Origin of the sequence: Asanoa hainanensis (assembly GCF_900188485.1) — a bacterium.
GTDB lineage: Bacteria > Actinomycetota > Actinomycetes > Mycobacteriales > Micromonosporaceae > Asanoa > Asanoa hainanensis.
This window is the reverse complement of sequence record NZ_FZPH01000005.1, coordinates 405,026-429,071: the sequence shown is the minus strand read 5'-3', so window position 1 is coordinate 429,071 and position 24,046 is coordinate 405,026. Positions and strand designations below refer to the sequence as shown.

The 24,046-nt window shown below is 70.1% G+C and carries 25 protein-coding genes, 2 tRNA genes and 1 pseudogene; 15 read left to right on the top strand and 13 right to left on the bottom strand.

The features are described from left to right. The first annotated feature begins 31 nt into the window (after positions 1-31). Positions 32-1,054: a hypothetical protein gene (locus tag CHC05_RS15980; protein ID WP_089249413.1), complete on the top strand. Its 1,023-nt coding sequence runs from the start codon at positions 32-34 to the stop codon at positions 1,052-1,054. A 114-nt stretch (positions 1,055-1,168) separates the two neighbouring features. Here CHC05_RS15980 and CHC05_RS15975 read toward each other — a convergent pair. Together CHC05_RS15975 and CHC05_RS15970 are read right to left on the bottom strand one after the other, a co-directional pair. Next, positions 1,169-1,239 (bottom strand) — tRNA-Gly (locus CHC05_RS15975). Between the two features lie 30 nt (positions 1,240-1,269). Continuing rightward, positions 1,270-2,019, bottom strand: a complete 750-nt coding sequence (locus CHC05_RS15970; RefSeq protein WP_144022612.1) for a hypothetical protein — start codon at positions 2,017-2,019, stop codon at positions 1,270-1,272. Between the two features lie 172 nt (positions 2,020-2,191). On the opposite strand from CHC05_RS15970, the gene CHC05_RS15965 reads away from it, so the two are divergent. Further along, positions 2,192-3,085, top strand: a complete 894-nt coding sequence (locus tag CHC05_RS15965) for a TAXI family TRAP transporter solute-binding subunit (protein ID WP_245870883.1) — start codon at positions 2,192-2,194, stop codon at positions 3,083-3,085. On the opposite strand, the gene CHC05_RS15960 is transcribed toward CHC05_RS15965, so the two are convergent. Both CHC05_RS15960 and CHC05_RS15955 read right to left on the bottom strand, forming a co-directional pair. Beyond that, positions 3,041-4,432: a sensor histidine kinase gene (locus CHC05_RS15960; RefSeq protein WP_089249407.1), complete on the bottom strand. Its 1,392-nt coding sequence runs from the start codon at positions 4,430-4,432 to the stop codon at positions 3,041-3,043. The two genes, CHC05_RS15965 and CHC05_RS15960, sit on opposite strands and share 45 nt — an antisense overlap. Position 4,433: 1 nt before the next feature. Beyond that, entirely contained in the window at positions 4,434-5,090 is a 657-nt protein-coding gene (locus CHC05_RS15955; protein ID WP_179266205.1) for a response regulator transcription factor, read from the bottom strand. 244 nt (positions 5,091-5,334) lie between these two features. Here CHC05_RS15955 and CHC05_RS15950 point away from each other — a divergent pair. From CHC05_RS15950 to CHC05_RS15920, 7 genes are all read left to right on the top strand, one after another. Beyond that, positions 5,335-5,408 (top strand) — tRNA-Pro (locus CHC05_RS15950). A 94-nt stretch (positions 5,409-5,502) separates the two neighbouring features. After that, positions 5,503-6,837 carry a trigger factor gene (tig, locus tag CHC05_RS15945; protein ID WP_089249403.1) on the top strand — a complete coding sequence of 445 codons (1,335 nt, stop codon included), beginning with the start codon at positions 5,503-5,505 and terminating at the stop codon, positions 6,835-6,837. A 104-nt stretch (positions 6,838-6,941) separates the two neighbouring features. Beyond that, positions 6,942-7,583, top strand: coding sequence for a ClpP family protease (locus CHC05_RS15940; protein WP_089249401.1), 642 nt, complete (start codon positions 6,942-6,944; stop codon positions 7,581-7,583). A gap of 11 nt (positions 7,584-7,594) precedes the next feature. Beyond that, positions 7,595-8,257 (top strand): ATP-dependent Clp protease proteolytic subunit, encoded by a 663-nt coding sequence (locus tag CHC05_RS15935; RefSeq protein WP_089249399.1) that lies wholly within the window; start codon positions 7,595-7,597, stop codon positions 8,255-8,257. 160 nt (positions 8,258-8,417) lie between these two features. After that, on the top strand, positions 8,418-9,701 hold the full coding sequence (gene clpX / locus CHC05_RS15930) for an ATP-dependent Clp protease ATP-binding subunit ClpX (protein WP_089249397.1): 1,284 nt from the start codon (positions 8,418-8,420) through the stop codon (positions 9,699-9,701). 6 nt (positions 9,702-9,707) lie between these two features. Then, entirely contained in the window at positions 9,708-10,517 is an 810-nt protein-coding gene (locus CHC05_RS15925) for a carbon-nitrogen hydrolase family protein (protein ID WP_089249395.1), read from the top strand. A gap of 5 nt (positions 10,518-10,522) precedes the next feature. Then, positions 10,523-11,329: a class I SAM-dependent methyltransferase gene (locus CHC05_RS15920; protein ID WP_089249393.1), complete on the top strand. Its 807-nt coding sequence runs from the start codon at positions 10,523-10,525 to the stop codon at positions 11,327-11,329. Between the two features lie 462 nt (positions 11,330-11,791). Here the strand turns inward: CHC05_RS15920 and CHC05_RS15915 are convergent, their stop codons facing one another. The 3 genes and pseudogenes from CHC05_RS15915 to CHC05_RS43440 all read right to left on the bottom strand — a co-directional run. Beyond that, on the bottom strand, positions 11,792-12,010 hold the full coding sequence (locus CHC05_RS15915) for a hypothetical protein (protein WP_089249391.1): 219 nt from the start codon (positions 12,008-12,010) through the stop codon (positions 11,792-11,794). A gap of 30 nt (positions 12,011-12,040) precedes the next feature. Further along, positions 12,041-12,334, bottom strand: coding sequence for an ABC transporter permease subunit (locus CHC05_RS43045; RefSeq protein ID WP_281257677.1), 294 nt, complete (start codon positions 12,332-12,334; stop codon positions 12,041-12,043). A 73-nt stretch (positions 12,335-12,407) separates the two neighbouring features. Further along, a pseudogene (locus tag CHC05_RS43440) lies at positions 12,408-12,575 on the bottom strand (hypothetical protein); the annotation flags it as partial. On the opposite strand from CHC05_RS43440, the gene CHC05_RS42490 reads away from it, so the two are divergent. Then, the gene (locus CHC05_RS42490) at positions 12,574-12,789 is read left to right on the top strand and encodes a hypothetical protein (RefSeq protein ID WP_245870912.1); all 216 of its coding nucleotides are present in this window, start codon (positions 12,574-12,576) and stop codon (positions 12,787-12,789) included. The pseudogene CHC05_RS43440 and the gene CHC05_RS42490 overlap by 2 nt on opposite strands. Positions 12,790-12,889: 100 nt before the next feature. Here the strand turns inward: CHC05_RS42490 and CHC05_RS15905 are convergent, their stop codons facing one another. Beyond that, entirely contained in the window at positions 12,890-13,327 is a 438-nt protein-coding gene (locus tag CHC05_RS15905; RefSeq protein ID WP_218824557.1) for a carbohydrate ABC transporter permease, read from the bottom strand. Here CHC05_RS15905 and CHC05_RS15900 point away from each other — a divergent pair. Beyond that, on the top strand, positions 13,310-14,245 hold the full coding sequence (locus CHC05_RS15900; RefSeq protein WP_218824556.1) for an ROK family protein: 936 nt from the start codon (positions 13,310-13,312) through the stop codon (positions 14,243-14,245). The two genes, CHC05_RS15905 and CHC05_RS15900, sit on opposite strands and share 18 nt — an antisense overlap. A 50-nt stretch (positions 14,246-14,295) precedes the next feature. After that, positions 14,296-15,111: an SAM-dependent methyltransferase gene (locus tag CHC05_RS15895; RefSeq protein WP_089249387.1), complete on the top strand. Its 816-nt coding sequence runs from the start codon at positions 14,296-14,298 to the stop codon at positions 15,109-15,111. A gap of 18 nt (positions 15,112-15,129) precedes the next feature. Here CHC05_RS15895 and CHC05_RS15890 read toward each other — a convergent pair whose 3' ends face one another. Next, positions 15,130-16,656 carry a hypothetical protein gene (locus CHC05_RS15890; RefSeq protein WP_089249385.1) on the bottom strand — a complete coding sequence of 509 codons (1,527 nt, stop codon included), beginning with the start codon at positions 16,654-16,656 and terminating at the stop codon, positions 15,130-15,132. A 123-nt stretch (positions 16,657-16,779) separates the two neighbouring features. Between CHC05_RS15890 and CHC05_RS15885 the strand changes: the two genes are divergently transcribed. Further along, positions 16,780-17,178: a DoxX family protein gene (locus tag CHC05_RS15885; RefSeq protein WP_089249581.1), complete on the top strand. Its 399-nt coding sequence runs from the start codon at positions 16,780-16,782 to the stop codon at positions 17,176-17,178. Here CHC05_RS15885 and CHC05_RS15880 read toward each other — a convergent pair. Next, positions 17,135-17,446 carry a hypothetical protein gene (locus CHC05_RS15880; protein ID WP_089249383.1) on the bottom strand — a complete coding sequence of 104 codons (312 nt, stop codon included), beginning with the start codon at positions 17,444-17,446 and terminating at the stop codon, positions 17,135-17,137. The genes CHC05_RS15885 and CHC05_RS15880 overlap by 44 nt on opposite strands. Beyond that, positions 17,443-18,762 (bottom strand): hypothetical protein, encoded by a 1,320-nt coding sequence (locus CHC05_RS15875; protein ID WP_089249381.1) that lies wholly within the window; start codon positions 18,760-18,762, stop codon positions 17,443-17,445. Before CHC05_RS15875 ends, CHC05_RS15880 begins: the two co-directional genes overlap by 4 nt. A gap of 158 nt (positions 18,763-18,920) precedes the next feature. Here CHC05_RS15875 and CHC05_RS15870 point away from each other — a divergent pair, with 158 nt between their 5' ends. Together CHC05_RS15870 and CHC05_RS15865 are read left to right on the top strand one after the other, a co-directional pair. Continuing rightward, entirely contained in the window at positions 18,921-19,238 is a 318-nt protein-coding gene (locus CHC05_RS15870) for a hypothetical protein (RefSeq protein WP_089249379.1), read from the top strand. A gap of 26 nt (positions 19,239-19,264) precedes the next feature. Next, a complete protein-coding gene (locus CHC05_RS15865; protein ID WP_089249377.1) occupies positions 19,265-20,101 on the top strand; it encodes a hypothetical protein in 837 nt (278 codons plus the stop codon). Between the two features lie 11 nt (positions 20,102-20,112). Here the strand turns inward: CHC05_RS15865 and CHC05_RS15860 are convergent, their stop codons facing one another. Together CHC05_RS15860 and ileS are read right to left on the bottom strand one after the other, a co-directional pair. Then, positions 20,113-20,799 carry a lysophospholipid acyltransferase family protein gene (locus tag CHC05_RS15860; protein ID WP_089249375.1) on the bottom strand — a complete coding sequence of 229 codons (687 nt, stop codon included), beginning with the start codon at positions 20,797-20,799 and terminating at the stop codon, positions 20,113-20,115. 77 nt (positions 20,800-20,876) lie between these two features. After that, complete coding sequence (ileS, locus tag CHC05_RS15855) at positions 20,877-24,038, bottom strand: isoleucine--tRNA ligase (RefSeq protein ID WP_089249373.1); 3,162 nt, start codon at positions 24,036-24,038, stop codon at positions 20,877-20,879. Between the last annotated feature and the right edge of the window lie 8 nt (positions 24,039-24,046).

The window sequence follows — 24,046 nt, the reverse complement described above, 5'->3', positions numbered from 1 at the left end:
TGGCAGTCACGGTGCCGTTATCGTGCCGGTCGTGATCGAAGATCTTTTGCGCCGGCACGCCGAGGCGGACGAGGACGCGGCCGCCGACCTCCTTGAAGAGTTGGAAGGGATCGCGGGGCGGGATCCGTCCGCCCTCACGCCACACCTGGCCGGCCTGCTCGAGCGAGGCGTCCTGGAGGTGCCCTCGATCTACGTCGGCGCCGACGACACGGTGCGCGCACGCCTCATCGATCTGATCGACGCGGGCATTGAAGCCGATTCCGGCAAGGGCGACGCGGTGGTGAGCCACCTGTCCGCTCTCGGGTACGCGGGCGGGACGCTCGCCGAGGAAGCCTTCCGACGGTGGGACAGCGCGCGAGTGACCGCCTACGGCTACCCGGCCGCGCGGTTCGCGCTGGAGGGCGGCTGGGAGCTTCGCGCTGGCAAGGGCATCCGCGAAGTCTGCGCCCCTGTCGCCTACCAGCTGGTCGTCATGGAGACCGACGTCGAGCCGGTGAAGCCCGAGGTCGACCAACCGCGCGACGGCAGTGTCAGCGGGCGACTGCGAGGCAGCACCTGCCCGTGGTGCGAAAGCTCCCTGTGGACGGTGCTGGACCTGGATCCCAGCGACCCGAGGGCGGCGGCCGTTCTCGCACCCACCGGCTGGACCGGCCGCCTAGAGGTGGCGACGTGCTACTTCTGCAACTGCTACGGGACGGTGTTCTGGTCGATCGACTCGGCCGGCCGCAGCGAGCTGTCGGCCGCCCACACCAAACGGCCGGAATACCTGGCCGAGCAGGTCGCGGCGGAGCCTGTCACCGTGAACCGCCTGACCATCGGCGAACCCCGCGGCGCCCACTCCGCCAGCGCCTGGTACGAGGGGGGTTCCACGCTTGGCGGCCAGCCGGACTGGATCCAGGACTGGAACTATCCGGCCTGCCCGGAGTGCGGGACCACGATGCACTACGTGGGTCAAGTAGTCGGGGCCGACCTCGCGGAATACACGGAAGGCGCCCACTACGTCTTCGTCCACACCCCGTGCCGGCTCGCGGCGGTCGAATACCAGCAGAGCTGAGCAGGGGGCGGCGGGCTACGGCAGACCGCGACCACGGGAACGTGGGGTGTCCGGGGCTCGGCCCCGGAGCAGGAATGGCTCAAATCTCACATGAGCGCGCTCAGGAGAGATTTGAGCGGGCGACGGGAATCGAACCCGCACCGTCAGTTTGGAAGACTGAAGCTCTGCCATTGAGCTACGCCCGCGCGGATACCTCCGACAGACTACTGTCTACCTCACGACGCCACGCGGAGTGGGGGTGTGGTGATCTCCAGCAGCGCGGCCTCTGACGTTACCGATGTCACCGAGACCTGTAGGCAGCCCGGTCGTGACCGGATCGAGGCCGTTGCGCCCAGCAGGCGGGCGCTCCGCACCAGGACCGCCGCCATCTCCTGGTCGGCCAGCCGCACCCCGAACAGCCCACCCCGCCGCTGACGCCCCGCCGCCAACGACGCTGCCTGCCACGCCCGCCGGGCCAAGGCCTCCCGCCGCGCGTTGTGCGGCGACGACGCCCCAACCGGGTCCGTACGGAGCAGGAAGTGTCGGCCCTGGCGCCAACCCAGACCAAGCTGCCCCACGGTCTGCATCCACGACGACCCAGGGATCGTCACCCGGTGCACGAAATACTGCCGCCGCCCGCCCCCGACCAGCGTCGCCCACGTCGCGGTGACGCCTAAGTCCGTCAACAGGCGGGAGAGGCGCTCCGCGGCTTCCGGTTGGTTGAACTCCGCCAGGACCTGGCCGCCCCGGAGCGCCGCGCCGGTGTGGGCCGGCGCGGCGCTCGGGCCCGGCAGCGCCGTGTCGCCCCCCGACAGGAAGGACGCTCCTGGTGTCAGCGTCCCGATGGCGCTGCCGGACGTGGGTCCGGGTGCCGGCCCGGGCCCAGGTCCGAAGTCGTGGCCTAGCGGTCGTGCGCCGGGGGATCGGCCTACCCCTGTGCACCGGATCAGGCTGGCCGCCTCGAAGATCGAGGGCAGTGAGCGCATGGCCGCGTCCCCGCTGCTGTCCCGCTGTATGGCCATCGTCATCGCCTCCCGCTCTCAGCGTGGCCGGTCCGGCCTTTCAGGGGGATGCGCCGGCCCCTTACTTGAGGAAAACTTGCGCTCCGTGCGGAGGCGGAGACGAACGCGAGCCCAGACGGCCGGACTGGTCGTTCTGGTGTTGTTGCTCGTCACCACCGGTGTCTATGCCGAGGGCAACCCCCCGGTCACGCACATCCGGATCGCGACCGGCAGCCCCACCGCCGTCTACTACGCCTTCGGCCGGGCGCTCGGCCAGCTCGTCGAGGACAACCTGCCGGACGCGGACGCCGAGGTGATGGTGACCGCCGCTTCGGCCGAGAACGTGGAGCTGGTCGAGCACGGCGGTGCCGAGATCGGGTTCACCCAGGCGGACATCCTGGTCAGTGGCACCGCGCCGCCGGATCCGCGGGTGCGGGCGCTCGCCCGTGTCTACGAGGACCTGTTGCATCTCGTCGTGCCGACCAACTCGACGATCAAGACGCTCAAGGATCTCGAGGGGAAGCGGGTGGCCACCGGGGCCGCCGGGTCCGGCACCGAGATCACCGTGGGGCGGCTGCTCGAGGTCGCCGGGCTGCAGAACGCGATCCAGCGCCAGCGGTGGAACCTGGACGACTCGGCCGCCGCGCTCGCCGACGGGCGGATCGACGCTTTCTTCTTCTCCGGTGGGCTGCCCGTGCAGGCGATCGAGGACCTGAACAACAGCCTGGGCATCCGGATCGTCGATCTCGGCGAATGGGTCGAGCCCATGCGAAAGGCCCATTCGACCGTGTACGTCCGGCGCGAGGTCAACGACTCCGTCTACGACCTGCCGGCGGTCAGCACGCTCGCGGTGCCGAACTTCCTGGTGGTGCCGACGGACATGCCGGACGACATCGCGTACGACCTGACGAAGCTGCTGATGGAGCGGCACGAGGCGCTGGCCCGCGCGCACCCGGCGGGGGAGCGGTTCGACGTCCGCTCGGCGATCGGCACGATGCCGGTGCCGCTACACCCGGGCGCCGCCCGGTACTTCCGCGACGTGAAGCCGTAGCCGGACCCGGGCCTCCAGGCCGTGCGGCTCCAACGGGGCCAAGACCAGCGACCCACCGGACGCCTCGACCAGCACGGTGGCGATCGACAGCCCGAGGCCCGCGCCGTCGACGTTCTGCGTGTCGGGCGCCCGCCAGAACCGCCGCGTCGCCAGCCGGCACTCGGCGGCGGTCATCCCCGGGCCGTCGTCGCGCACCGTGACCACGACCCGGCCGGGCAGCGTGCTGACCGACACCGAGACGTGCCCACCCGCGCCGGCGAACTTCAGCCCGTTGTCGATGAGCGCGTCCAGCGCCTGGTCGAGGGCCGTGTCCGCCGCCGAAGCGAAGACCGCCGCAGAGGGCACCGCGGCCGTCAGGGTCACTCCGCGCTGGACCGCCAGCGGCAGCCACGCTTCGACCCGCGCGGCCACCAGCGAACCGGCGTCGACGACGACCGGTGGCCGGCCGTCCCACTCGGCGCGGGCCAGCGCCAGCAGGCTGTCGAGCACCCGGGCCAGCCGGTCGGACTCCTCCAGCGCCAGGTGGTGCTCCGGCCGGGCCTCGGTGGGCAGCATGTCGCCCAGGCCCTCGACCCGCAGCCGCAGCACGGTCAGCGGGTTGCGGAGCTGGTGGCTGGCGTGCGCGACGAACAGGCGCTGCCGTTCGAGGGCGTCCGTGACCGTGTCGGCCATCTCGTTGAAGCTGGTGGTCAGCCGCCGCAGCTCCGGCGGGCCGAGCGCGTGCGGCACCCGCGCGGTGCTGTCGCCGGCGGTGATCTCGTGGACGGCGGTGTCCAGCGAGAAGACGGGCCGCAGCACCCAGCGGGCCAGCCGGACCGCGGCCACCAGCGAGCCCACGAGGGCGACCAGCCCGACGATGCCGAGCATGGCCCAGGCGAACAGCATCGAACCGCGGGCCCGCTCGGTGGACGAGACGGTCAGGATGCCGCCCAGCACCGCCCCGCCCTCGTAGATCGGCACCGCGACCAGGAGCTGGCTCTCCTGCCAGGGCCAGACGTTGGTCGGCGAGCTCATCTGCCGGCCGGCCAGTGCGCCGCGGATGACGGCGTCGGCGCTCGGGCCGGGGTGCGGCCCGGCCGCGTTCACCACCCGCCGGTTCTGGTCGACGACGATCACGTCGATCCCGTAGAGCTCGTGGTAGCGGCCCAGCTCCGCCGCGACCGGGGTGAAGTCGTCGCCGCGAATGGCCGGTGCGGACAGGGCGGCGAACCGGGTCGCGTCGGCCAGCCGGTCGGCCAGCAGCGCCTGGGTGGTGCGCCCGCTCATCACCAGCGCCAGCGGCACCTCCAGCGCCAGCAACACCAGGCAGAGCAGCAGGAGGTACGTCGTGACGAGCCGGCGCCGCACGTCACTCGGCCTGTAGGCGGTAGCCGACGCCGCGCACGGTGCGGACCAGGTCGGGCTGACCGAGCTTGGCCCGCAGCGAGGCCACGTGCACCTCCAGCGTGTGCCGGCCCGACCAGGTGGTCTGCCACACGTCGAGCAGGATCCGCTCGCGGGTGACCGCCACACCGGGCTGGCGGGCCAACGAGGCCAGGATGTCGAACTCCTTGCGGGTCAGCGCGACCGGTTTCGCGTCGACGCTGACCTCGCGCGCGGTGAAGTCGATGCGCAGCGGGCCGATCTCGCGGGTCTGGCGCGCGGCCACCCCGCGGGCGGCCCGCCGCAGCAGGGCCTCGATGCGCAGCTGGAGCTCGGCCATGGAGAACGGCTTGACCACGTAGTCGTCGGCGCCGACCCGGAAGCCGTTGACCTTGTCACGCTCGTCGGAGCGGGCGGTCACGGCGATGATCGCGAGGTTGTCGTCGCGCGTGCGCAACGCACGGCACACGTCGATGCCGTCGCCGTCGGGCAGGCTGAGGTCGAGCAGCACCAGGTCACAGGGTGCGGCCTCGACGGCCGCCTTGGCGGTCGCCGCGTGCTCGACCTGGTAGCCCCGGCGCACGAGCATCGACTTCATGACGGACGCCACGCGTAGGTCGTCCTCGACGAGCAGAATGCGCATGGCTCCGCCTCCTCCCCCCGCGGTATTTGGAGCGCATCCTAACCGGCGTACCCGACAGAAAAGGTCGCCGAAGTGACGCGGAGGTGGCAGCGACGCGCAGCGAGCGGTGCCCGGCGGGAGCGACGGTCTGGACCGTCGCGGACCCGGGCAATAGGCTTTGTCCGGTTTATCCGTCACCCACCGTGCGGGAATGGGACGCCGGGCGCGGACGGTGCGCCGGTACCGCATAGACTTCGGTTCGCCACGGGGTGTGGCGCAGCTTGGTAGCGCACTCGCTTTGGGAGCGAGGGGCCGTGGGTTCAAATCCCGCCACCCCGACTGTGATCACCGAGGCCGGTGCCTGCGGCGGCCGGCGCCAGCGCGCCTACACTCGGGCTGATCACCCCATAAAGACATGTCGAGGAGTACGCCTGTGAAGAGCACCGTGGAGACCCTGAGCCCGACCCGGGTGCGGCTCGCCATCGAGGTGCCGTTCGTCGAGCTCGAGCCGAGCCTGCGCAAGGCGTACCGGGAGATCGCCCAGCAGGTGACCGTGCCCGGCTTCCGCAAGGGCAAGGTGCCGTCCGCGGTGATCGACCAGCGGGTCGGCCGGGGCGCCGTGCTCAACGAGGCCGTGCAGGAGGCGATCCCCGAGAACATCGTCGCCGCGGTCCGGGAGCACGAGGTCAAGACGCTCGGCCGCCCCGAGGTGGAGATCACCGAGTTCGGTGACGGCGAGCCGCTGAAGTTCACCGCGGAGATCGACGTCCGTCCGGAGATCACCCTGCCCGACCTGGCGACCATCGAGGTCACGGTCGACGAGCTGGCGATCGGCGACAACGAGATCGACGACCAGGTCAAGGCGCTGCGCGAGCGCTTCGCGACGCTGAAGACGGTCGAGCGGGCCGCCGCCGAGGGCGACTACGTGCAGATCGACATGAAGGCCACCGTCGACGGCGAAGAGGTCCCGGGCGGTTCCGCGACCAACATCTCCCACGAGGTCGGCAGCAAGCAGCTGCTCCCGGGGCTCGACGAGGTGCTGGTCGGCCTGGCCGCCGACGCCGAGACCTCGTTCAGCACCCAGCTCGTGGGCGGTGACTTCGCCGGCCGGGACGCCGACGTGGCGGTCACCGTGCGCACCGTCAAGGAGAAGCAGCTGCCGGAGCTGGACGACGAGTTCGCCCAGCTGGCCAGCGAGTTCGACACCCTCGACGAGCTCCGCGAGGACCTCCGCAAGCGGGTCACCCAGGCCAAGCAGGCCGAGCAGATCTACGCCGCCCGCGACAAGGCGCTGGAGCAGCTCGTCGCGGCCGCCGAGGTGCCGGCGCCCGAGGGCGTCGTCAAGGAGGAGGTCGAGCACCGCAAGCAGGCGATGGCCGACCAGCTCGAGCGGATCGGCGCCTCGTTCGACGAGTACCTCGCGGCCGAGGACAAGACCGAGGAGCAGATCGACACCGAGCTGACCGACGCGGCCACCGAGGGCGTCAAGATCCAGCTTGTGCTCGACACCCTGGCCGACGCCGAGGACGTGCAGGTCTCCGACGACGAGTTCGGTCACGAGATCATGCACCGCGCGCAGCGGGCCGGGATGCAGCCGCAGCAGTACTACGACCAGCTCGTCCGCTCGGGTGCCGCGGGTGCGGTGTTCGGCGACGTGCGGCGGGGCAAGGCGCTCACCCTGGTGATGGAGCGGGTCAAGATCACTGACACCGCCGGCAACCCGATCAGCCTGGACGCGGTGCGCGAGGTCACCGAGCACAACCACTGATCCGCCCCGCCTGCGCTCTGAGCGAACACGCTCTCGGGCGGGAAGTCAGGGCTCAGGTCTGCGGTTAATGTCGGGCGTAGAACGGAAACGAGCGAGAGGCTGCCATGACCGATCTGCATATTCCAGCGACGCCCATCCGGGCGCACGAGGCGCGCGGCGACCAGCTCGCCGGCGGGCTCGACGACTCGGTCTACAACCGGCTGCTCAAGGAACGCATCATCTTCCTCGGCAGTGAGGTTACCGACCAGGTGGCCAACCGCATCTGTGCACAGCTGCTGCTGCTGGCCGCCGAAGACCCGGGCCGTGACATCAACCTGTGGATCAACTCGCCGGGTGGCTCGGTCTACTCCGGCATGGCGATCTACGACACGATGCAGTTCATCGACAACGACGTGTCCACGGTCGCCATGGGCATGGCCGCGTCGATGGGCCAGCTCCTGCTCTGCGCGGGCACCAAGGGCAAGCGCTACGCCCTGCCGCACGCGCGGATCATGATGCACCAGCCGTCCGGCGGCATGGGTGGCACCGCGTCCGACATCGCGATCCAGGCCGAGCAGATGCTCTACACCAAGCGGATGTTCCAGGAGCGGGTCTCGCACCACACCGGCCAGGCCCAGGACCAGATCGAGGCCGACTCCGACCGCGACCGCTGGTTCACGGCCGCCGAGGCCAAGGACTACGGATTCATCGACAAGGTGATCACCGGAGCCGCTCAGGTTCCGGAAGGCGCCGGGACTCTGGGCTGAGGAGGCCAACCATGACTGATCTGACGCTGCCTCCGCAGTTCGCTCCGGTGCACAACCGCTACGTGCTGCCCTCGTTCGTCGAGCGCACCTCGTACGGGATCAAGGAGTCGAACCCGTACAACAAGCTGTTCGAGGACCGGATCATCTTCCTCGGCGTCCAGGTCGACGACGCGTCGGCCAACGACGTGATGGCGCAGCTGTTGACGCTCGAGGGCACCGACCCGGACCGCGACATCATCATGTACATCAACTCGCCCGGTGGCTCGTTCACGGCGATGACGGCGATCTACGACACCATGCAGTACGTCCGTCCGGACATCCAGACGGTCTGCCTGGGTCAGGCGGCCTCGGCCGCCGCCGTCCTGCTGGCGGCCGGCACGCCGGGCAAGCGGATGGCGCTCCCGAACTCGCGGATCATCATCCACCAGCCGGCCACCGAGGGCGGCTACGGGCAGGGCTCCGACATCGAGATCCAGGCGCGCGAGATCCTGCGCATGCGGTCGCAGATGGAGGAGATCATCTCCCGGCACTCGGGCCGGGCGCGCGAGCAGGTTTCGCGTGATGTCGACCGTGACAAGATCATGACGGCTGACGAGGCTCGGGAGTACGGGCTGGTCGACACGATTCTCACCAGCCGCAAGAAGGGCCTGCTGGCAGCCGCTGCCGCTGGCTGAGATGGGCAAAGTGTCGGGGATCGGCCAGCTTGGTTACACTGGCTGGTCCCTGACACACCCATTTTGGGGGTCGGAGATAACGCCCCTAGCGGGTAACGTCGAGTTTGCACACAACCCCGGAGGCGGTCCGCCGCGGCCGACGAGCGCAGGGAGAACGTAGGTGGCACGGATCGGCGACGGTGGCGACCTACTCAAGTGCTCCTTCTGTGGGAAGTCGCAGAAGCAGGTCAAGAAGCTCATCGCGGGCCCAGGTGTCTACATCTGCGACGAGTGCATCGACCTCTGCAACGAGATCATCGAAGAGGAGCTGGCTGAGTCCGGCGAGGTGAAGTGGGAAGAGCTTCCCAAGCCGATGGAGATCTACCAGTTCCTCAACGGCTACGTGGTGGGCCAGGACCAGGCGAAGAAGGCCTTGTCGGTCGCGGTCTACAACCACTACAAGCGGATCCAGGCCGAGTCCCACACCGGGTCGGGCAACGAGGTCGAAGTCGCCAAGTCCAACATCATGCTCATCGGCCCCACGGGCTGCGGCAAGACGCACCTGGCGCAGACCCTGGCCCGCATGCTCAACGTGCCGTTCGCGATCGCCGACGCCACCGCGCTGACCGAGGCCGGCTACGTCGGTGAGGATGTCGAGAACATCCTCCTCAAGCTGATCCAGGCGGCCGACTACGACATCAAGCGCGCCGAGACCGGCATCATCTACATCGACGAGGTCGACAAGATCGCGCGCAAGTCGGAGAACCCGTCGATCACCCGCGACGTCTCCGGCGAAGGTGTCCAGCAGGCGCTGCTCAAGATCCTGGAGGGCACGGTCGCCAACGTGCCGCCGCAGGGCGGTCGCAAGCACCCGCACCAGGAGTTCATCCAGATCGACACCACCAACGTGCTGTTCATCTGTGGTGGCGCGTTCGCCGGTCTCGACCGGATCATCGAGTCCCGCACCGGCCAGGGCGGCACCGGCTTCGGTGCCCGACTACGCGCGGTGTCCGAGCGCTCGACGGACGACGTGTTCAGCCAGGTCATGCCCGAAGACATGCTCAAGTTCGGCCTGATCCCCGAGTTCATCGGCCGACTCCCGGTGATCACCAACGTCCGGTCCCTCGACCGCGAGGCGCTGGTCAAGATCCTGACCGAGCCGCGCAACGCGCTGGTCCGGCAGTACCAACGGCTTTTCGAGCTCGACGGCGTCGAGCTCGAGTTCGAGCCGGCGGCCCTGGAGGCCATCGCCGACCAGGCCATGCTCCGCGGCACCGGTGCCCGCGGCCTGCGGGCCATCCTCGAAGAGGTCCTCCTCTCCGTGATGTACGAGGTGCCCAGCAACCCCGACGCCGCCCGCGTCCTGATCACCCGCGCGGTGGTCATGGAGCGCGTCAACCCGACGATCGTGCCTCGCGAGTTCGCCGGCCGTCGCCGGCGGGACCGCGAGGAGAAGTCGGCCTGACGCCCCGTGCGCGTCGCGGTCTGCCAGCTCAACGCGCGGGACAACCGCGCCGACAACCTCAAGGTGGCGCGCTCGCTGCTGGAGCGGGCTGCCGCGCTCGGGGCCGACGTCGCGGTGCTGCCGGAATACACGGACTATCTCGGTCCGTCGTCGGGGCTGCCTTCGCCTGAGCCCGTCGACGGTGAGTACGGGTCGTTCTTCGCCGCCGCTGCTCGGGATCTCGGGATGTGGGTGCACGCGGGCTCGTTCCACGAGGTGGGGCCTTCGCCGGCGCATTCGTACAACACGTCGTTGCTCTTCGACCGCTCCGGCACGCTGGCGGCGACGTATCGGAAGATCCACCTGTACGACGTGGACATTCCGGGCAAGGTCTCCTATCTGGAGTCGGCGACGATCGCGCCTGGGTCCACGACATCGGTGGCCACCGTCGAGGGTGTCCCCTTCGGCCTGACCATCTGCTACGACCTGCGCTTCCCGGCGCTTTATCGGTCCCTGGCCGTGGACTCGGCCGCCCAGGTCCTGGTCGTGCCGGCGGCGTTCATGCTGCACACCGGCCGCGACCACTGGGAAGTCCTGTTGCGGGCCCGGGCGATCGAGAACCAGTGCTACGTGGTCGCGGCGAGCCAGATCGGCGACCACGAGCCGGGCCGTTCGTGCTTCGGCCGCTCAATGATCATCGACCCGTGGGGCACGGTCGTGGCGCAGGCCCCCGACGAGGTGACCGTGGTGGTCGCGGACCTGGACCTGTCCCGGTTGGCCCGCATCCGGCGCGAACTGCCGTCGCTGGCCAACACACAGCAGTTCGACGTCGGCTGATCTCCTTGGGATCGCGCTTCGACGAGCACGAGCGTGCCCAGTGGGCGGGCCGGGCGTCGGTCTATCGCGACACCCTCGCCGCGCTGTGCGCGGGGCCGGCCGAGTCCCTGCTGGACGCCGCCGGGGTCTCTGCTGGTGTAGCCGTCCTCGATGTCGGCACCGGGTCGGGGACGGTCGCGTCGTTGGCGCTTGTCCGCGGGGCGTCGGTGATCGCGGTCGACGCGGAGCCGAGCATGGTCGCGTTGGCCGCCCTCTCGTTGCCGGACGTCCGACTGGCGTCGCTGCCCGAGCTGCCATTCGCGGCCGGGCTGTTCGACGCGGCGGTAGCCAACTTCGTGGTCAACCACGTCGGCGATCCGCTGGCGGCAGTGGCGGAGCTGGGCCGGGTGGTGCGGCCGGGCGGCCGGGTCGCGGTGACGATCTGGCCGCATCCACAACCGGTCGCGCAGCGGCTGTGGGCCGACATCTTCGCCGCCGCTTCGGTCGTGCGCCCGCCAGACCTGCCGCGGGTCGAGGTCGGCCACGACTTCCCGCGGAGCGTCGAGGGGCTGAGCTCCCTGTTCGCGCGGTCCGGGTATGCGGACGTCTCGGGCTCGGAGCTTTCCTGGATCCACCGCACGGATCCCGAGGCGTGGTGGAACGGTCCGGCCGCCGGAATTGGCGCCACCGGCGCGGTGCTGACGGCCCAAGACTCCGCGACGCGTTCGCGGGTGCGCTCGGAGTTCGACCGACTCACGGCACCGTTCATGGAGGCCGACGGCCGGTTGGCGTTGCCGACGTCGGCCGTCCTGGTGTCCGCGCAGGTTGCCTGACCATTTCGCCACCAGGCGCAAGGTTGGTTCGGCTTTGCGCTTGGACCTGGCTTGCGGTTCGACGGGCCTTGCGGTTGGACCCGCCGTGAACCGGGCTCGTGGTCGACCGGCCTATGGTCGGATCGGCCTGCGGCCGACCTGCCCGCGGCGGACCGGGTCTGTGGTCGGACCGGCCCGCGGCGGACCGGCCCTACGGTCGGAACGGCCCGCGGCCGACCGGGCGGTCCGCGTCAGCGAGCAGGCCTCGTGGAGCCAGATGGTGAGTGTCACGATGATGGGTACCGGGTGGGGTGGGAAAAGTTCAGGAGAGAACTGCGGGAATTGCGTGGTGCCGGCCGGCCAGCGGCGCGAGGGCGACCGTCGCGACCGCGACCAAAACGGCGCCGAGCACCCGGGGCAGGCCCGCCAACTCGTCCACGTCGCGGGTAGCGGGCCCCCGAGGGCGCGCACCGGAGGGGTTGGTCAGAAGCCGCCGGCCAGGTAGCTCAGGACCGCGATGCCGACGACCGCCGCGCCCGTGACGAGCATGGCGGTGGTCATGCGTGACGGGCCGCGGGCTGCCAGGCGGTAGGCGGCCGCGCCCAGCGCGAGCAGGACACAGAGGCCGATGACCAGCTGCCAGAACGAGACCAGCATTCCGAGCAACGCGTCCTCGGCGAGCACCACGCTCCCGTCGGGCATGACTCACTCTCGCACACCCTCGACACGCTCTCATTTCACCGAGCCGCGCATCACCCCGGAGATCACCCAGCGCTGGGCGAACAGGTAGACCAGGACCATCGGGGCCAGGGCCATCAGGTACGACGCGAACGCCAGCGTGTAGTTCGTGCTGAACTGGCCCTGGAAGACGTACTGGACCAGCGGCAGCGTCTGCGCCGACGGCGACGACAGCACCACCAGCGGCAGCAGGAAGTCGTTCCACGCCCACAGGCAGGTCAGGATGCCGACCGTCGCGTTGATCGGGGCCAGCAGCGGGAAGATGATCCGCCAGAACGTCGTCCACACGCTGGCACCCCTCGGTCATCGCCGCCTCTTCCAGCTCGCGCGGGATCGAGTTGAGATAGCCGACGTAGATGAAGACGTTGAGCGCGAGCCCGTACACCACGTACAAGAAGATCAATCCGACCTGGTTGTCCATGAACAGCAGCGAGGTCTGCTTCACCACGGGCAGCATGATGATCGGGAAGGGTACGAACAGTGCCGAGACGAAGTAGAAGAACAGGATCTTGAAGCGGCGCCGGTGCATGTTACGGCTGATCGCGTACGCCACCATCGAGTTCGTCACCAGCGTCAGCACGACCGCGCCCACGGTGATCAGCGCGCTGTTCAACGCCGCCTGCGGGAAGTTCGTCAGGTCCCAGGCCTCGGAGAAGTTGGCCCAACGGGGGTCGGCGGGCAACCCGAAACCCGACCCGGACAGCTCGTCCGGAGTCTTCAAAGCCGTGACCACAGCGAAGTAGAGCGGCACCAGCACGGTCAGCGAGAGCACGCACATCAGCGCGGTCAGCCACCAGTTGACCTTGAATTCCGAACGCCGCCGAGTGAGACCGAGGACCGTCATCAGGCCTGCACCTCCCGGCGCATCAGGATGCGGAGCTGGAACAGCGAGAACGCGACGATGACGACGAAGAACACCACGGCGTTGGCGGTCTGGTACGCGAAGTCGCCGCCCTGGAAACCGCCCCGGTAGATGACCAGCGAGATCGACTCGGTCGCCGTGCCCGGGCCGCCGTTGGTCAGCGGGATGATGTGGTCGAAGACGTTCAGGAAGTTCTTCAGCGACAGCACCATGTTGATCGTGAAGAACGCGGCGATCAGCGGGAAGGTGATCTGCCGGAACTGACGCCAGGCGCCGGCGCCGTCGATCGAGGCCGCCTCGTACAACTCGCCCGGGATGGTCTGCAGCCCGGCCAGGTAGAGGATCACCGCGAACGCCGTGGCCGCGAGGGTGGCGTCGGCCGGCCGTCCACCCCGCTCGACGTGGTCGCCGGCGGTCACCGCTTCGCCGGGGTCAAGCTCACCGGATCGCACGGGTACGCCGTGCTGGCCGACCTGCGATCCGCGGTGCTGGCCAGGGTGGACGGTCCGCTGCGCGGCACGTCGCCGGCCGACATCGTGGCCAGCGTGGCGGCCCTGGTCGCCTGCGTCGCCGGCGACCAGCCGCTGACCGGCATCGGGGTCAGCCTCGGTGGCCGGGCCGCCGACCACCGGATCGTCACAGCGGCGCCCTATCTGGGCTGGTCCGAGCCCGTCGACCTCGGCGGGCTGGTGACCACCGCGACGCTGGTGCCGACCGTCGTCGACAACGACGTGCTGGCCCTGGCCCGGGCCACGCACTGGTTCGGCGCGGCCCGCGGCACCGACCGGTTCGCCCTGGTCACGATCGGGGTGGGGATCGGCTACGGCCTGGTCGTGCACGACCGCCTGGTGGACAGCGACGACGCCGGCGTCGGCCTGGTCGCCCACCTCTGCCTCGACCCGCTCGGTCCGCTGTGCGCCCGCGGCCACCGGGGCTGCGCGGAGGCGATGCTGGCCAGCGGCAAGATCCGGGACGCGGTCGCGCTCGGCCGGGGCGGCGCTCTGACCTATGCGGAGTGCCTGGAGCTCGCGTCGTCCGGTGACCCGGTGGCCGCGCGGGTGGTCGGCGACGCCGGGCGGGCCCTGGGGCGGCTGGTCGCCATGATCGCCAACCTGACCATGGTGCCGACGGTGGTGCTGGCCGGCGACGGCGTCCGGCTGGCGTCGGTGGCCGCGGACGCCGTCGCCGCGGGCCTGGCCGCCGACCGAGACCCGGCCGCCGACCCGGTGCGCGTCGAGATCCACCCCGGCGGGTTCGACGAGTGGGCCCGGGGTGCCGCTGTCACCGCGATCCAGTCGTATACGACTCCTGGGGGCAGCGGATTGGTGCACCGTTAGTGCATAGTGGACGCCTACGCGGTTCGACGGTTTCGAACGGAGGGTCAGACGTGGTCGAGGCTCCACCCGATCGTGGATCCAAGCCGGCCACGGCGGCCCGGATCTACGACTACATCCTGGGCGGCACCTTCAACTTCCTGGCCGACCGACAGGCCGGCGACAAGATGATCGAGATGTTCCCGATGGTCCGGGCGGCCGCCCGCGACAACCGGTCCTTCCTGCGCCGCGCGGCGCGGCACGTCGCCAACGCCGGCGTGACCCAGTTCCTCGACATCGGCTCGGGCATCCCTACCGAGGGCAACGTCCACGAGGTGGTGCAGGCGGTCACGCCCGACGCCCGGGTGGTCTACGTCGACATCGACCCGGTGGCCGTGTCGGAGAGCCTCGACCTGCTCCGCAACAACCCCCACGCCACGGCGATCAACGCCGACCTGCGCGAGCCGGGGTCGATCCTCGAGCACCAGCAGGTGCGGGCGACGCTCGACTTCGACCGGCCGGTCGGGCTGCTGCTGTGCGCGGTGCTGCACTTCGTGCCCGACGACGAGCTCGCGACGGGCGTCGTCCGCACGTTGCTGAAGGCCCTGCCGCCCGGCAGCCACCTGGTCCTGTCACACGGCTCGGTCGAGGGCATGCCCGAACGCACGGCGCAGCTCGAAGACGCCAAGGACCTCTACAAGCGGAACACCTCGAGCCAGCTCTTCCCGCGTACGCGCGGCGAGGTCCTGGGTTTCTTCGAAGGCCTCGACCTCGTGGACCCGGGCGTGGTGTGGGTGCCGCAATGGCACCCGGACCCGGCCGACCCGAGCAACTTCGAGGACAACCCGCCGCAGAGCGCCTCGGTGGGAGGCGTCGGCCGGGTGGTCTGACGCCGGCCCGCCCGCGAGTCACGTCTTACGCACCGCGCTGGTGAAACCGGCGATGAACAAGGTCGCGAAGGTCCAGGCGAGCAACTGGAGAAACCAGCCGGCGACCGTGAGGGTCTGGCCGGTGGCGGTCGCGGTGGGCTGGCAGCGGTCGCGGGCGCCGGTCTTGAGCAGGGGAGTGCCCAGGTCGAGGCCGACGCCGATCTGGTCGACGGTCGAGCAGGCGGCGGTGCCCGGTTTCTGCGCGAGCCCGCCGTGGTGCCCGCCGACGACGACGCTGAGGACGACCGCCGTCGCCAGCGTGGCCAGCAGCAGGAGCAACGCCCGCCAGGGCTGGTAGCCGTACCCCAGGGTGAAGCCGGTGAACCGCCCCCAGGCCCGTTCGGAGCGGGACAGCCCCGCGCGCGTTATCTGGTCACGGCGTTGGGCGATCAGGATGGCGCGGGCGTCGCGGTCGTGTCCAGCGGTGCGGTAGGCGCCGGCGAGCTGCTGGTAGGCCTGCGCCTGATAGCCGGGGGTGTGCGCCCGGAGCGTGGTCAGCCAGCGGCGCGCGGATCGCGGCCACGGGAGCCCGGCGTACGTCAGCCCGTCCAGGTCGACGCTGTCCACCCCGTCGAGGTCCAAGGCGAGGGACCCGCCGACGCGTACGAAGGTCAGCTCCAGCACGGCCCGGTCGCCACCGCCGGTGGCGGTGAAACCCCAGTCCAGGGCCAGATCCCGGTCGACCCGGAGCCCGTCGGCGACGACGGCCGGTCCGATGTCGCTCCCGATCCGCGCCCCGGCACCGGTCAACGAGCCCAGTTGGGCACCGATCAGCCGGACGGCGCCTTCGGTGGCGGAGGTGACAGCGGCGCCGTCGTCGAGCAGCATTTCGTGGGAGACCTCGGCGTTGCCGACGTCGAGGGCGGGACCGGCCGTGTTCTGGAAAAACGCCCGGCTACAGTTGAGTTGCCCGCCGATGTCGGCACCGACCAGGCGGACCGTGCCGTGCTTGTTGGCGCTGGCGGCGGTGAAGCCGTCGCGCAGGAACACGCTCTGGTCGGTGCGGAGGCCGTCGGCGTCGAGGGCGGGCCCGTTCGCGCTCTCCAGCCGCGCGCCGGTGCAATCCAGGGTGCCCAGGTGGGCGGCGAGCAGCCGCACCGTGCCCTTCACGGTGGTCTCCGCCAGCGAGAACGTCGGCGCGGTGAGTCGGCTGGCCTCGACCGTCCCGTCGACCCGGCAGCCGACCAGGGCCACGGCCGGCAGGTGGGCGTTGCTGAGCGTCAGGCCGTCCGCGAGCAGGCAGTCGCGTAGCTCGATCGCCACGGTGCTGGTGATGTTCGTCAGATCGATCCGGCCGGAGATCCGCGCCCCACGGAGCCGCACACCATGGGGATCCGCCTCCGCGCTCCCACGGACGAGGTCCCGGACGAGTGACGCGGAAATCGTGCGCTCCGCACCCCATGAACGCATCGCGGCCTCGTCGACCGCCCCGTCACCGGCCAGATCGAGCACCTCCCCGGCATCGACGGCGTCGATCAGCCGTTGCTCGACAGGTCTGTTGGACAACGGCGTGACCTCCGGAGCGCGAGAGCTTGGAGTGTGCCATCAAGGCAGCGAATCCGTCGAGACGTGTCCGGCCCCCCCGTGCGCTCCGACGTCTCGGGCAACCGACGCGGAGAGGTGGAGCGCATGAGCGGCAGGTGGCGGCATCTGGTGTGGATCCCGCAGGTGGTGTTGGCGCTGGCCATCGGAGGCGGTGGCCTGGCGAAGCTGTTCGGCGACCCGGCGATGGTCGACCTGTTCGCGGACATCGGCGCCGGGCAGTGGTTCCGCTATGCGGTCGGCACGCTGGAGGTCGCCGGCGCGATCGGTCTGCTGGTTCCGCGGCTGGCGTTCGCCTCGGCGCTCGGCCTTGTCGGCCTGCTCGCGGGCGCGGCCGTCACGAACGCCGCGGTACTCGGTGTGTCCGTGCTGACCCCGCTGGCTTACCTCGCGGTCGCGGCCTTCGTGGCTTACGCGCGCCGGCCGACCCGGGCAGCGGAGGTCACTGCCAGGGGATCCCGCAGGCCTGGGCGATCGCCGCGATGAGCGCGGCCGCCGCGCCGACCTCTTCGAACCTGTCCCGCGCCGAGCGGAGCCGGTTCGCCAAGCGCGCCGGGCGGTTGATCGCCTCCTCGACGTCCTCGACGGCGGCGCGGGCCGCGTCGGGGTCGCCGGCCTGGTCGATCAGCTCGCGGAGCTGGCCGAGCAGGGCCGCCACGTCGGTCGCGTGGTAGTTGACGGTCGCGCTGGCGTGCTCGCCGGCCGCGACCGGGCCGTGGAACGTGCCGCCGCTGATGCTGACTCCGTCGGTCACGCCCGCGTGCCTCCCTTCGGCCCGGCGACCGCGGCGTTGGCGGTGGCGGGACCGTTGGCGGTGGCGTTTGCCTCCCGGCCGAACGCCGTCGGGCCGTTGAAGGTGCCGCCGGACACGTTGACGACCGAGTTGTCGTGGACCACGTTGACCCGCTGGACCAGCTCGTTGGTGTCGACGCCCTGGCTCTCCAGGTAGTCGATCACGGCACCGGTCAGCCGGCGCTCGATCAGCTTGCTGTACTTGGTCGAGTCCAGCGTCTGGATGAACGTGTCCGGCTCCCGGTTGGACGCGAGCGCGCGGATGCTCACGCGGGCTCCGTAGTCGTACCGCGGCGCCTCGAAGCTGCGGCGGTCCAGGCGGTTCATCCGCCCCGTCATGGTCCAGTGCCGGTGCAACCCGACGACCAGTTCCAGGGGCGCCAGGATCAACGACACGGGCATCGTGCGTACGGCGTCCGCCAGTGCCCGGAGCAGGAGGTCCTTGTTGTTGCGCGGCAGCCGGTCGATCTCGTGGAACCGGTCGTCGACGGGCCCGAGCATCGTCGGCACGTACTCCAGGTACAACAGCCCGCCCTCGACCGCCAGGTGGACGAACGCCGAGATCTCGACCTCCTGGTCTTCGGCGCCCAGAATCGGGTAGCCGTACTGGTCGCGTACGGCGGTGCCGCGCGTGCCGGTGGTGGCGCGCAGGAAATGCCGCGCACTGGCCTGCGGATGCCGGATGAAGGCCTCGATCGCACCCCGGCTGGCGTACGGGAACGGCAACCGTGCGGTGAGGTCGACCAGCGGGCTCGTGGGTTCCCGCTCACCGGCCGCGATGACGACGTCGCGAAGCTGGAGGCCGGCGATCTGCTCCGGCTCGGGCAGCGAGTCGTCGCGAAGCTCCGCTAGCCGCCGCTTGACGTAGCGGTTGAGGGCCACCGGGTCGATCCGCACCGGCTCACCCGGCCCGTACCGGTTCGGGTCCCCGGCGCGTCGCAGCTCGAGGACGAGGGACCAGTCCCGGCCACGCCGGCCGGCGCCGAGGAAGGGCTCCTGTCCACTGTAGAGAAGCAGGTTGCCGTCCTGGGCTCCACCGGCGACCCGCGCCCGGCGCTCGAGCCGCTGGTTGCCCAGCCGGGGCAGTTGGTGCGGTGCGTCCGGCGCCAGGTCGCGCACGAGGGTCTGGAGGTTGCGGTTGCTCGCGTAGGTGAGGACGCCGAACGCCAGCGCGGCGAAGACCAGGCTCTCCACGACCAACTGGAGGGCGGTGGGCGGCGTCGGTTCGACGTACGTTCCGCGACTCTGCATGAAGTAGCGGCGCGGGAACCAGCTCACCCTGCGGATAGGTTCCGTCCAGGATCCCGCCGCCGCACCGCGCGGTGTCACGCCACGGGCTGTGGCTCCTCCAACGCCGCGATCTTTCTCCAGCCGCGCCCGCGTCAGTCGCCGCTGAGGGACTGCGGGGTATAGCCGCCCGTGCTTATCGTGGCGGGATGACCTGGACGCTGCACGAGCACGAGGACGACATCGTCGCCGCCTACATCGCCGGGCAGCCCCTGGAGAAAATCGCCGCGAGGTTCGAGGTCGACGCGGCGCGGGTTGAACTCATCGTTGACCGGTGGCTGCCGCCCACGGGGCTCCAGGTCCCCGGCACCCGGCTCCTGGTGGCCACCGGCATCGGGTTTCTGGTCGGGTCGATGGCATATCTACTCGGCGCCCGAACGGCGTTCCTCATCGTGCTCGGGATCGTCGCAGTCTTGGTGGCTCTCCCGATCCTGACCTCGCTGGCGCCGCTGCGCGGCAGGCGGTAACGGGTCACCGCGCAACCCACAGTCAGATGCCAAAGGCGACGACGTTGGGCTCGGTGGTCGCGCCGTCGGGCGTGGTGGTGTTGGGCTGCGGTGGGTTTCTCGATCAGTGGGCTGACCTTGGCGAGACCTTGTCGGTTCGGGCCACGCGGGCCGCCGGCGAGGGTGGTGCCCATCTGCGGGACTGGCTTGCGGAAGCGGTCGCCGTGCCGGCCGGGTCCGGACTGTTGACAGTTACCGCGCGAACCCGCCCCGGAACGTACGACGAGACCGCGACCATCGGCACGCTCGACATCGACCTGAACGTGCCCTGGTCGATGGTGTCAGCGACACCGGAACCCGTGCACCTGGGCGATCTTCCCGTCGATCGGTCCGGGATGGTCGTCGGTGACGCGGTCGCGCTTGACTCCTGGGTCGGCTTCCTGTCGTCGGCGCGCACCGTCGACGGTTTGGCCGATCTGCGGATCTGGGGTGCCGGCGCCGAGGAGGCGTGCGCGGAATTCCGTGTGCCGCGGGTCCGGGCTGGCGAGCATGGCTGGCTCGATCTGCCCATCGAGGTCGCGCACGAGCGGGCGGCCGCGATCAACCAGTGGGCCGTGGACCGGGGCCACCACGCGCACCTGGCACACGTCGACCCGCACAGCCATCACCATCTCGGGTATCGCGCGGGCTGGTCGAGTCCGCTCGGCGCCGGGGTGGTCGAGGTGGCGGGCTGCCCGACCCTCTGCGTCCACTGGTCACCGAGCGAACTACAGCGATTCACGGCGGGCCGGGCGTACGGGCAGGTATACCCGCTGACGCTGGAACCCGTCGAGGGCAAAGCCGTGCTTCGGTGGGCTATCCCACCCGCCGGTGACGAGGTCTGACTCGATCGCGGCTATTCGCCTTGGGGGGTTCCGACCCGGAGCATCGGGGCGTATTTCGGGACGTATTCCTGGCCCGTCATTTCTTGGATCGCGACCATGACCTCGTCAGTGATCTGGCGCAGGGACGAGCTGTCGCTGCCCCGGCCGCTCACCTCGATCGGCTTGCCGAACTTGACCGTCGCCGTGCCGCGTTTGAAGCGGGGCACTCGGTGGCCGATCGGCTGGAGCTCGTCGGTGCCGATGAAGCCCACCGGGATGATGGGCACGTTGGCCGCCAGCGCCAGGCGGGCCACGCCCGTGCGGCCGCGGTAGAGGCGGCCGTCGGGTGAGCGGGTGCCCTCCGGGTAGATCGCTACCAGGTCGCCGGACTTGAGCACCGGGATCGCTCCGTCGAAGGCGCTCAGGGCCGCCCGGCCGCCGGCTCGCTCCACCCGGATCGCGCCGATTCCGGTCATCACCGAGCGGCTGAACCAGCCTCGGAAGCCCGTGCCGGTGAAGTATTCCGCTTTCGCCCAGAATGCGATGTGGCGCGGGATGACCGAGCCCAGGAACAGCTCGTCGGCCACCGAGAGGTGGTTGCCGGCCAGGATCGCGCCGCCGCGCGGGGGTACGTTCTCCAAGCCCTCGACCTTCGGCGCCCAACCCCACCGCATGCTCACGCCAATGGTGAGCTGGCCGATCGTGTAGAGCAGCGGCACGGGTCCTCCGGATCTCGCGGCGTGGGCGGTGTCACCGTAACCGACACCGCCCGCCGCCGCGAGTGGACGAACAGGCCCTAACTACGCGTGACCGTCACCCGGACGGGTTCGCCGTCGCCGACCTCGCCCTCGAAGCCAGAAGCAGCCGCACCGAACGTCACCGCGTCGGCCAGGACCTCGCGGGCCACGAAGTCGCGGTGCGCTTCGACCGCCGCACGCATCCCGTCAGATCCCGAGAGAACGACCGTGATCCGGTCCGAGACGTCCAGGTCCGCGTCGCGCCGGGCCTGCTGGACCACCCGGACCACGTCGCGGGCGACGCCCTCCGCGGCCAGTGCCGGCGTCACTGTGCTGTCCAGCACGACCACGCCCTCACCACCGGGCAGGGTGGCCGAATTGTCCGGGTCCGCGGCCACCAGCTTCAGGTCGTACTCGCCCTCCTGGAGGGTGACCCCGGCGGCGACCGGCTGGCCCGCGACCAACGACCAGTCGCCGGCCTTGACCGCCTTGATCACCTGCTGGACCTGGCCGCCGACCCGCGGGCCGAGCGCCCGGGGCACGACCGTGAGCACCCGCTCGCAGTGCGCCGCCACGTCGCCGGTGAACTCCACCGACTTGACGTTGACCTCGTCGGTGACCAGGTCGGCGAACGGCCGCAGCAGGTCCGCGTCCGGCGTCGCCACCGTCAGCGACGGCAGCGGCAGCCGGACCCGCAGGCCCTTGGCCTTGCGCACCGACAGCGCCGACGACACCAGCTCACGGACGGCGTCCATCGCCGCCACCAACGCGTGGTCCGAAGGGAACGAGTCGGCGGACGGCCAGTCGGTCAGGTGCACCGAGCGCTCACCCGTCAGACCACGCCACACCTCCTCGGCCGTCAGCGGCGCCAGCGGGGCCATCACCTGGGTCAACGTCTCCAGCACCGTGTAGAGGGTGTCGAAGGCGTCCCGGTCACCGGCCCAGAACCGGTCACGGGACCGGCGCACGTACCAGTTGGTCAGCGCGTCCAGGAACGACCGCACGGCCCCGCACGCGCCCGAGATGTCGTACGCGTCCATCTGCTTGGTCACGGTCGCGACGAGCTCGCCGGTCTTGGCCAGCACGTAACGGTCGAGCAGGTGCGTCGAGTCGGTCCGGCGCACCGCCTCGTAGCCGTCGGCGTTGGCGTAGAGCGAGAAGAAGTACCAGACGTTCCACAGTGGAAGCAGCACCTGCCGCACGCTGTCGCGGATCGCCGGCTCGGTGACCGGCATGTCGCCACCGCGGAGCACCGGCGACGACATCAGCATCCAGCGCATCGCGTCGGAGCCGTACGAGTCGAACACCTCGTACACGTCGGGATAGTTCTGCAGGCTCTTGCTCATCTTGCGGCCGTCGGACCCTTGCAGGATGCCGTGGCTCACGCAGGTGCGGAACGCCGGCCGGTCGAACAGCGCCGTGGCCAGCACGTGCATGGTGTAGAACCAGCCGCGCGTCTGTCCGATGTATTCGACGATGAAGTCGCCTGGGTAGTGGTGCTCGAACCAGTCCGCGTTCTCGAACGGGTAGTGCACCTGGGCGAACGGCATCGACCCGGACTCGAACCAGCAGTCGAGCACCTCCGGAACCCGCCGCATCGTGGAGCGACCGGTGGGATCGGAGGGGTTCGGCCGGGTCAGGTCGTCGACGTGCGGCCGGTGCAGATCGGTGACCTGCACGCCGAAGTCCCGCTGGAGCTCCTCCAGCGAACCGTAGACGTCCACACGCGGATAGGCCGGATCGTCCGACTTCCACACCGGGATCGGCGAGCCCCAGAACCGGTTGCGGCTGATCGACCAGTCGCGGGCGTTGGCCAGCCACTTGCCGAACGAGCCGTCCTTGACGTGCCCCGGCGTCCAGTCGATCTGCTGGTTGAGCTCGACCATCCGGTCCTTGAACTTGGTCACCTGCACGAACCAGGACGACACCGCCTTGTAGACCAGCGGGGTGTCGCACCGCCAGCAGTGCGGGTAGGAGTGCGTGTAGGTCTCCTGCCGCACCACCACGCCGCGCTCCTTGAGGTCGCGCGTCACCGGCTTGTTGGCCTCGAAGACCTGCATTCCCTGGTACGGGGGAACGAGCGCGGTGAACCGGGTGTGGTCGTCGACCGTCACGATGGTCGGGATGCCGGCCGCGTTGCAGGCGTTCTGGTCCTCCTCACCGAAGGCGGGCGCCATGTGCACGGCGCCGGTGCCGTCCTCGGTGGTGACGAACTCGCCACCGAGCACCTGGTACGCGTTCGGACCGGCCTGGTCGACCAGGAAGTCGAACAGCGGCGTGTAGCGCTTGCCGACCAGGTCGGCGCCGCGCCGGGTGCCGGTGCGGGTGAACCCCTCCAGCTCCTTGGCGTAGTAGTCGGTGCGGGCGGCACCCACCAGGTAGACCTGGCCGGCGTCGTCGGTGAACTCGGCGTACTCGATGTCGGGCCCGACCGCGACCGCCAGGTTGGACGGCAGCGTCCACGGCGTGGTGGTCCAGACCGCGAGCTTCTCGCCGGTGTCGAGGGTGAACCAGACGGTCAGCGACGGGTCGTGCCGGTCGCGGTAGACGTCGTCCATCCGGGTCTCGGTGTTGGACAGCGGGGTCTCACAGCGCCAGCAGTAGGCCAGCACCTTGAAGCCCTCGTACACCAGGCCCTTGTCGTGCAGGCTCTTGAAGGCCCACATGACGCTTTCCATGTAGGACAGATCGAGCGTCTTGTAGTCGTTGGTGAAGTCGACCCAGCGGGCCTGGCGGGTGACGTAGCGCTCCCAGTCCTGCGTGTACTGCAGGACCGAGGTGCGGCAAACCTCGTTGAACCGCTCCACGCCCAGGTCGACGATCTCGGCCTTGGTGGTGATCCCGAGCTGCTTCTCGGCGACGACCTCGGCGGGCAGGCCGTGGGTGTCCCACCCGAACCGGCGCTCGACCCTGCGCCCCCGCATGGTCTGGTAACGGGGGACGACGTCCTTCACGTAACCCGTGAAGAGGTGGCCGTAGTGCGGCAGGCCGTTGGCGAAGGGGGGACCGTCGTAGAAGACGAACTCATTGTCGGCGGGCCCGCCGACAGCAGCGGAAACGCCCGCCGTTTCATCTGCGCCGCCGGAGGCGGCTGGCCGGAGCTCGATCGACGCCTGGAATGTCTTGTCGGCCGTCCAGTGGTCCAGCACACGCCGCTCGACCGCGGGCAGGTCGGGGCTCGCCGGGACGCCCGGCTTGCTCTCGTGCTTGGGATAGGCCATCGGTGGTC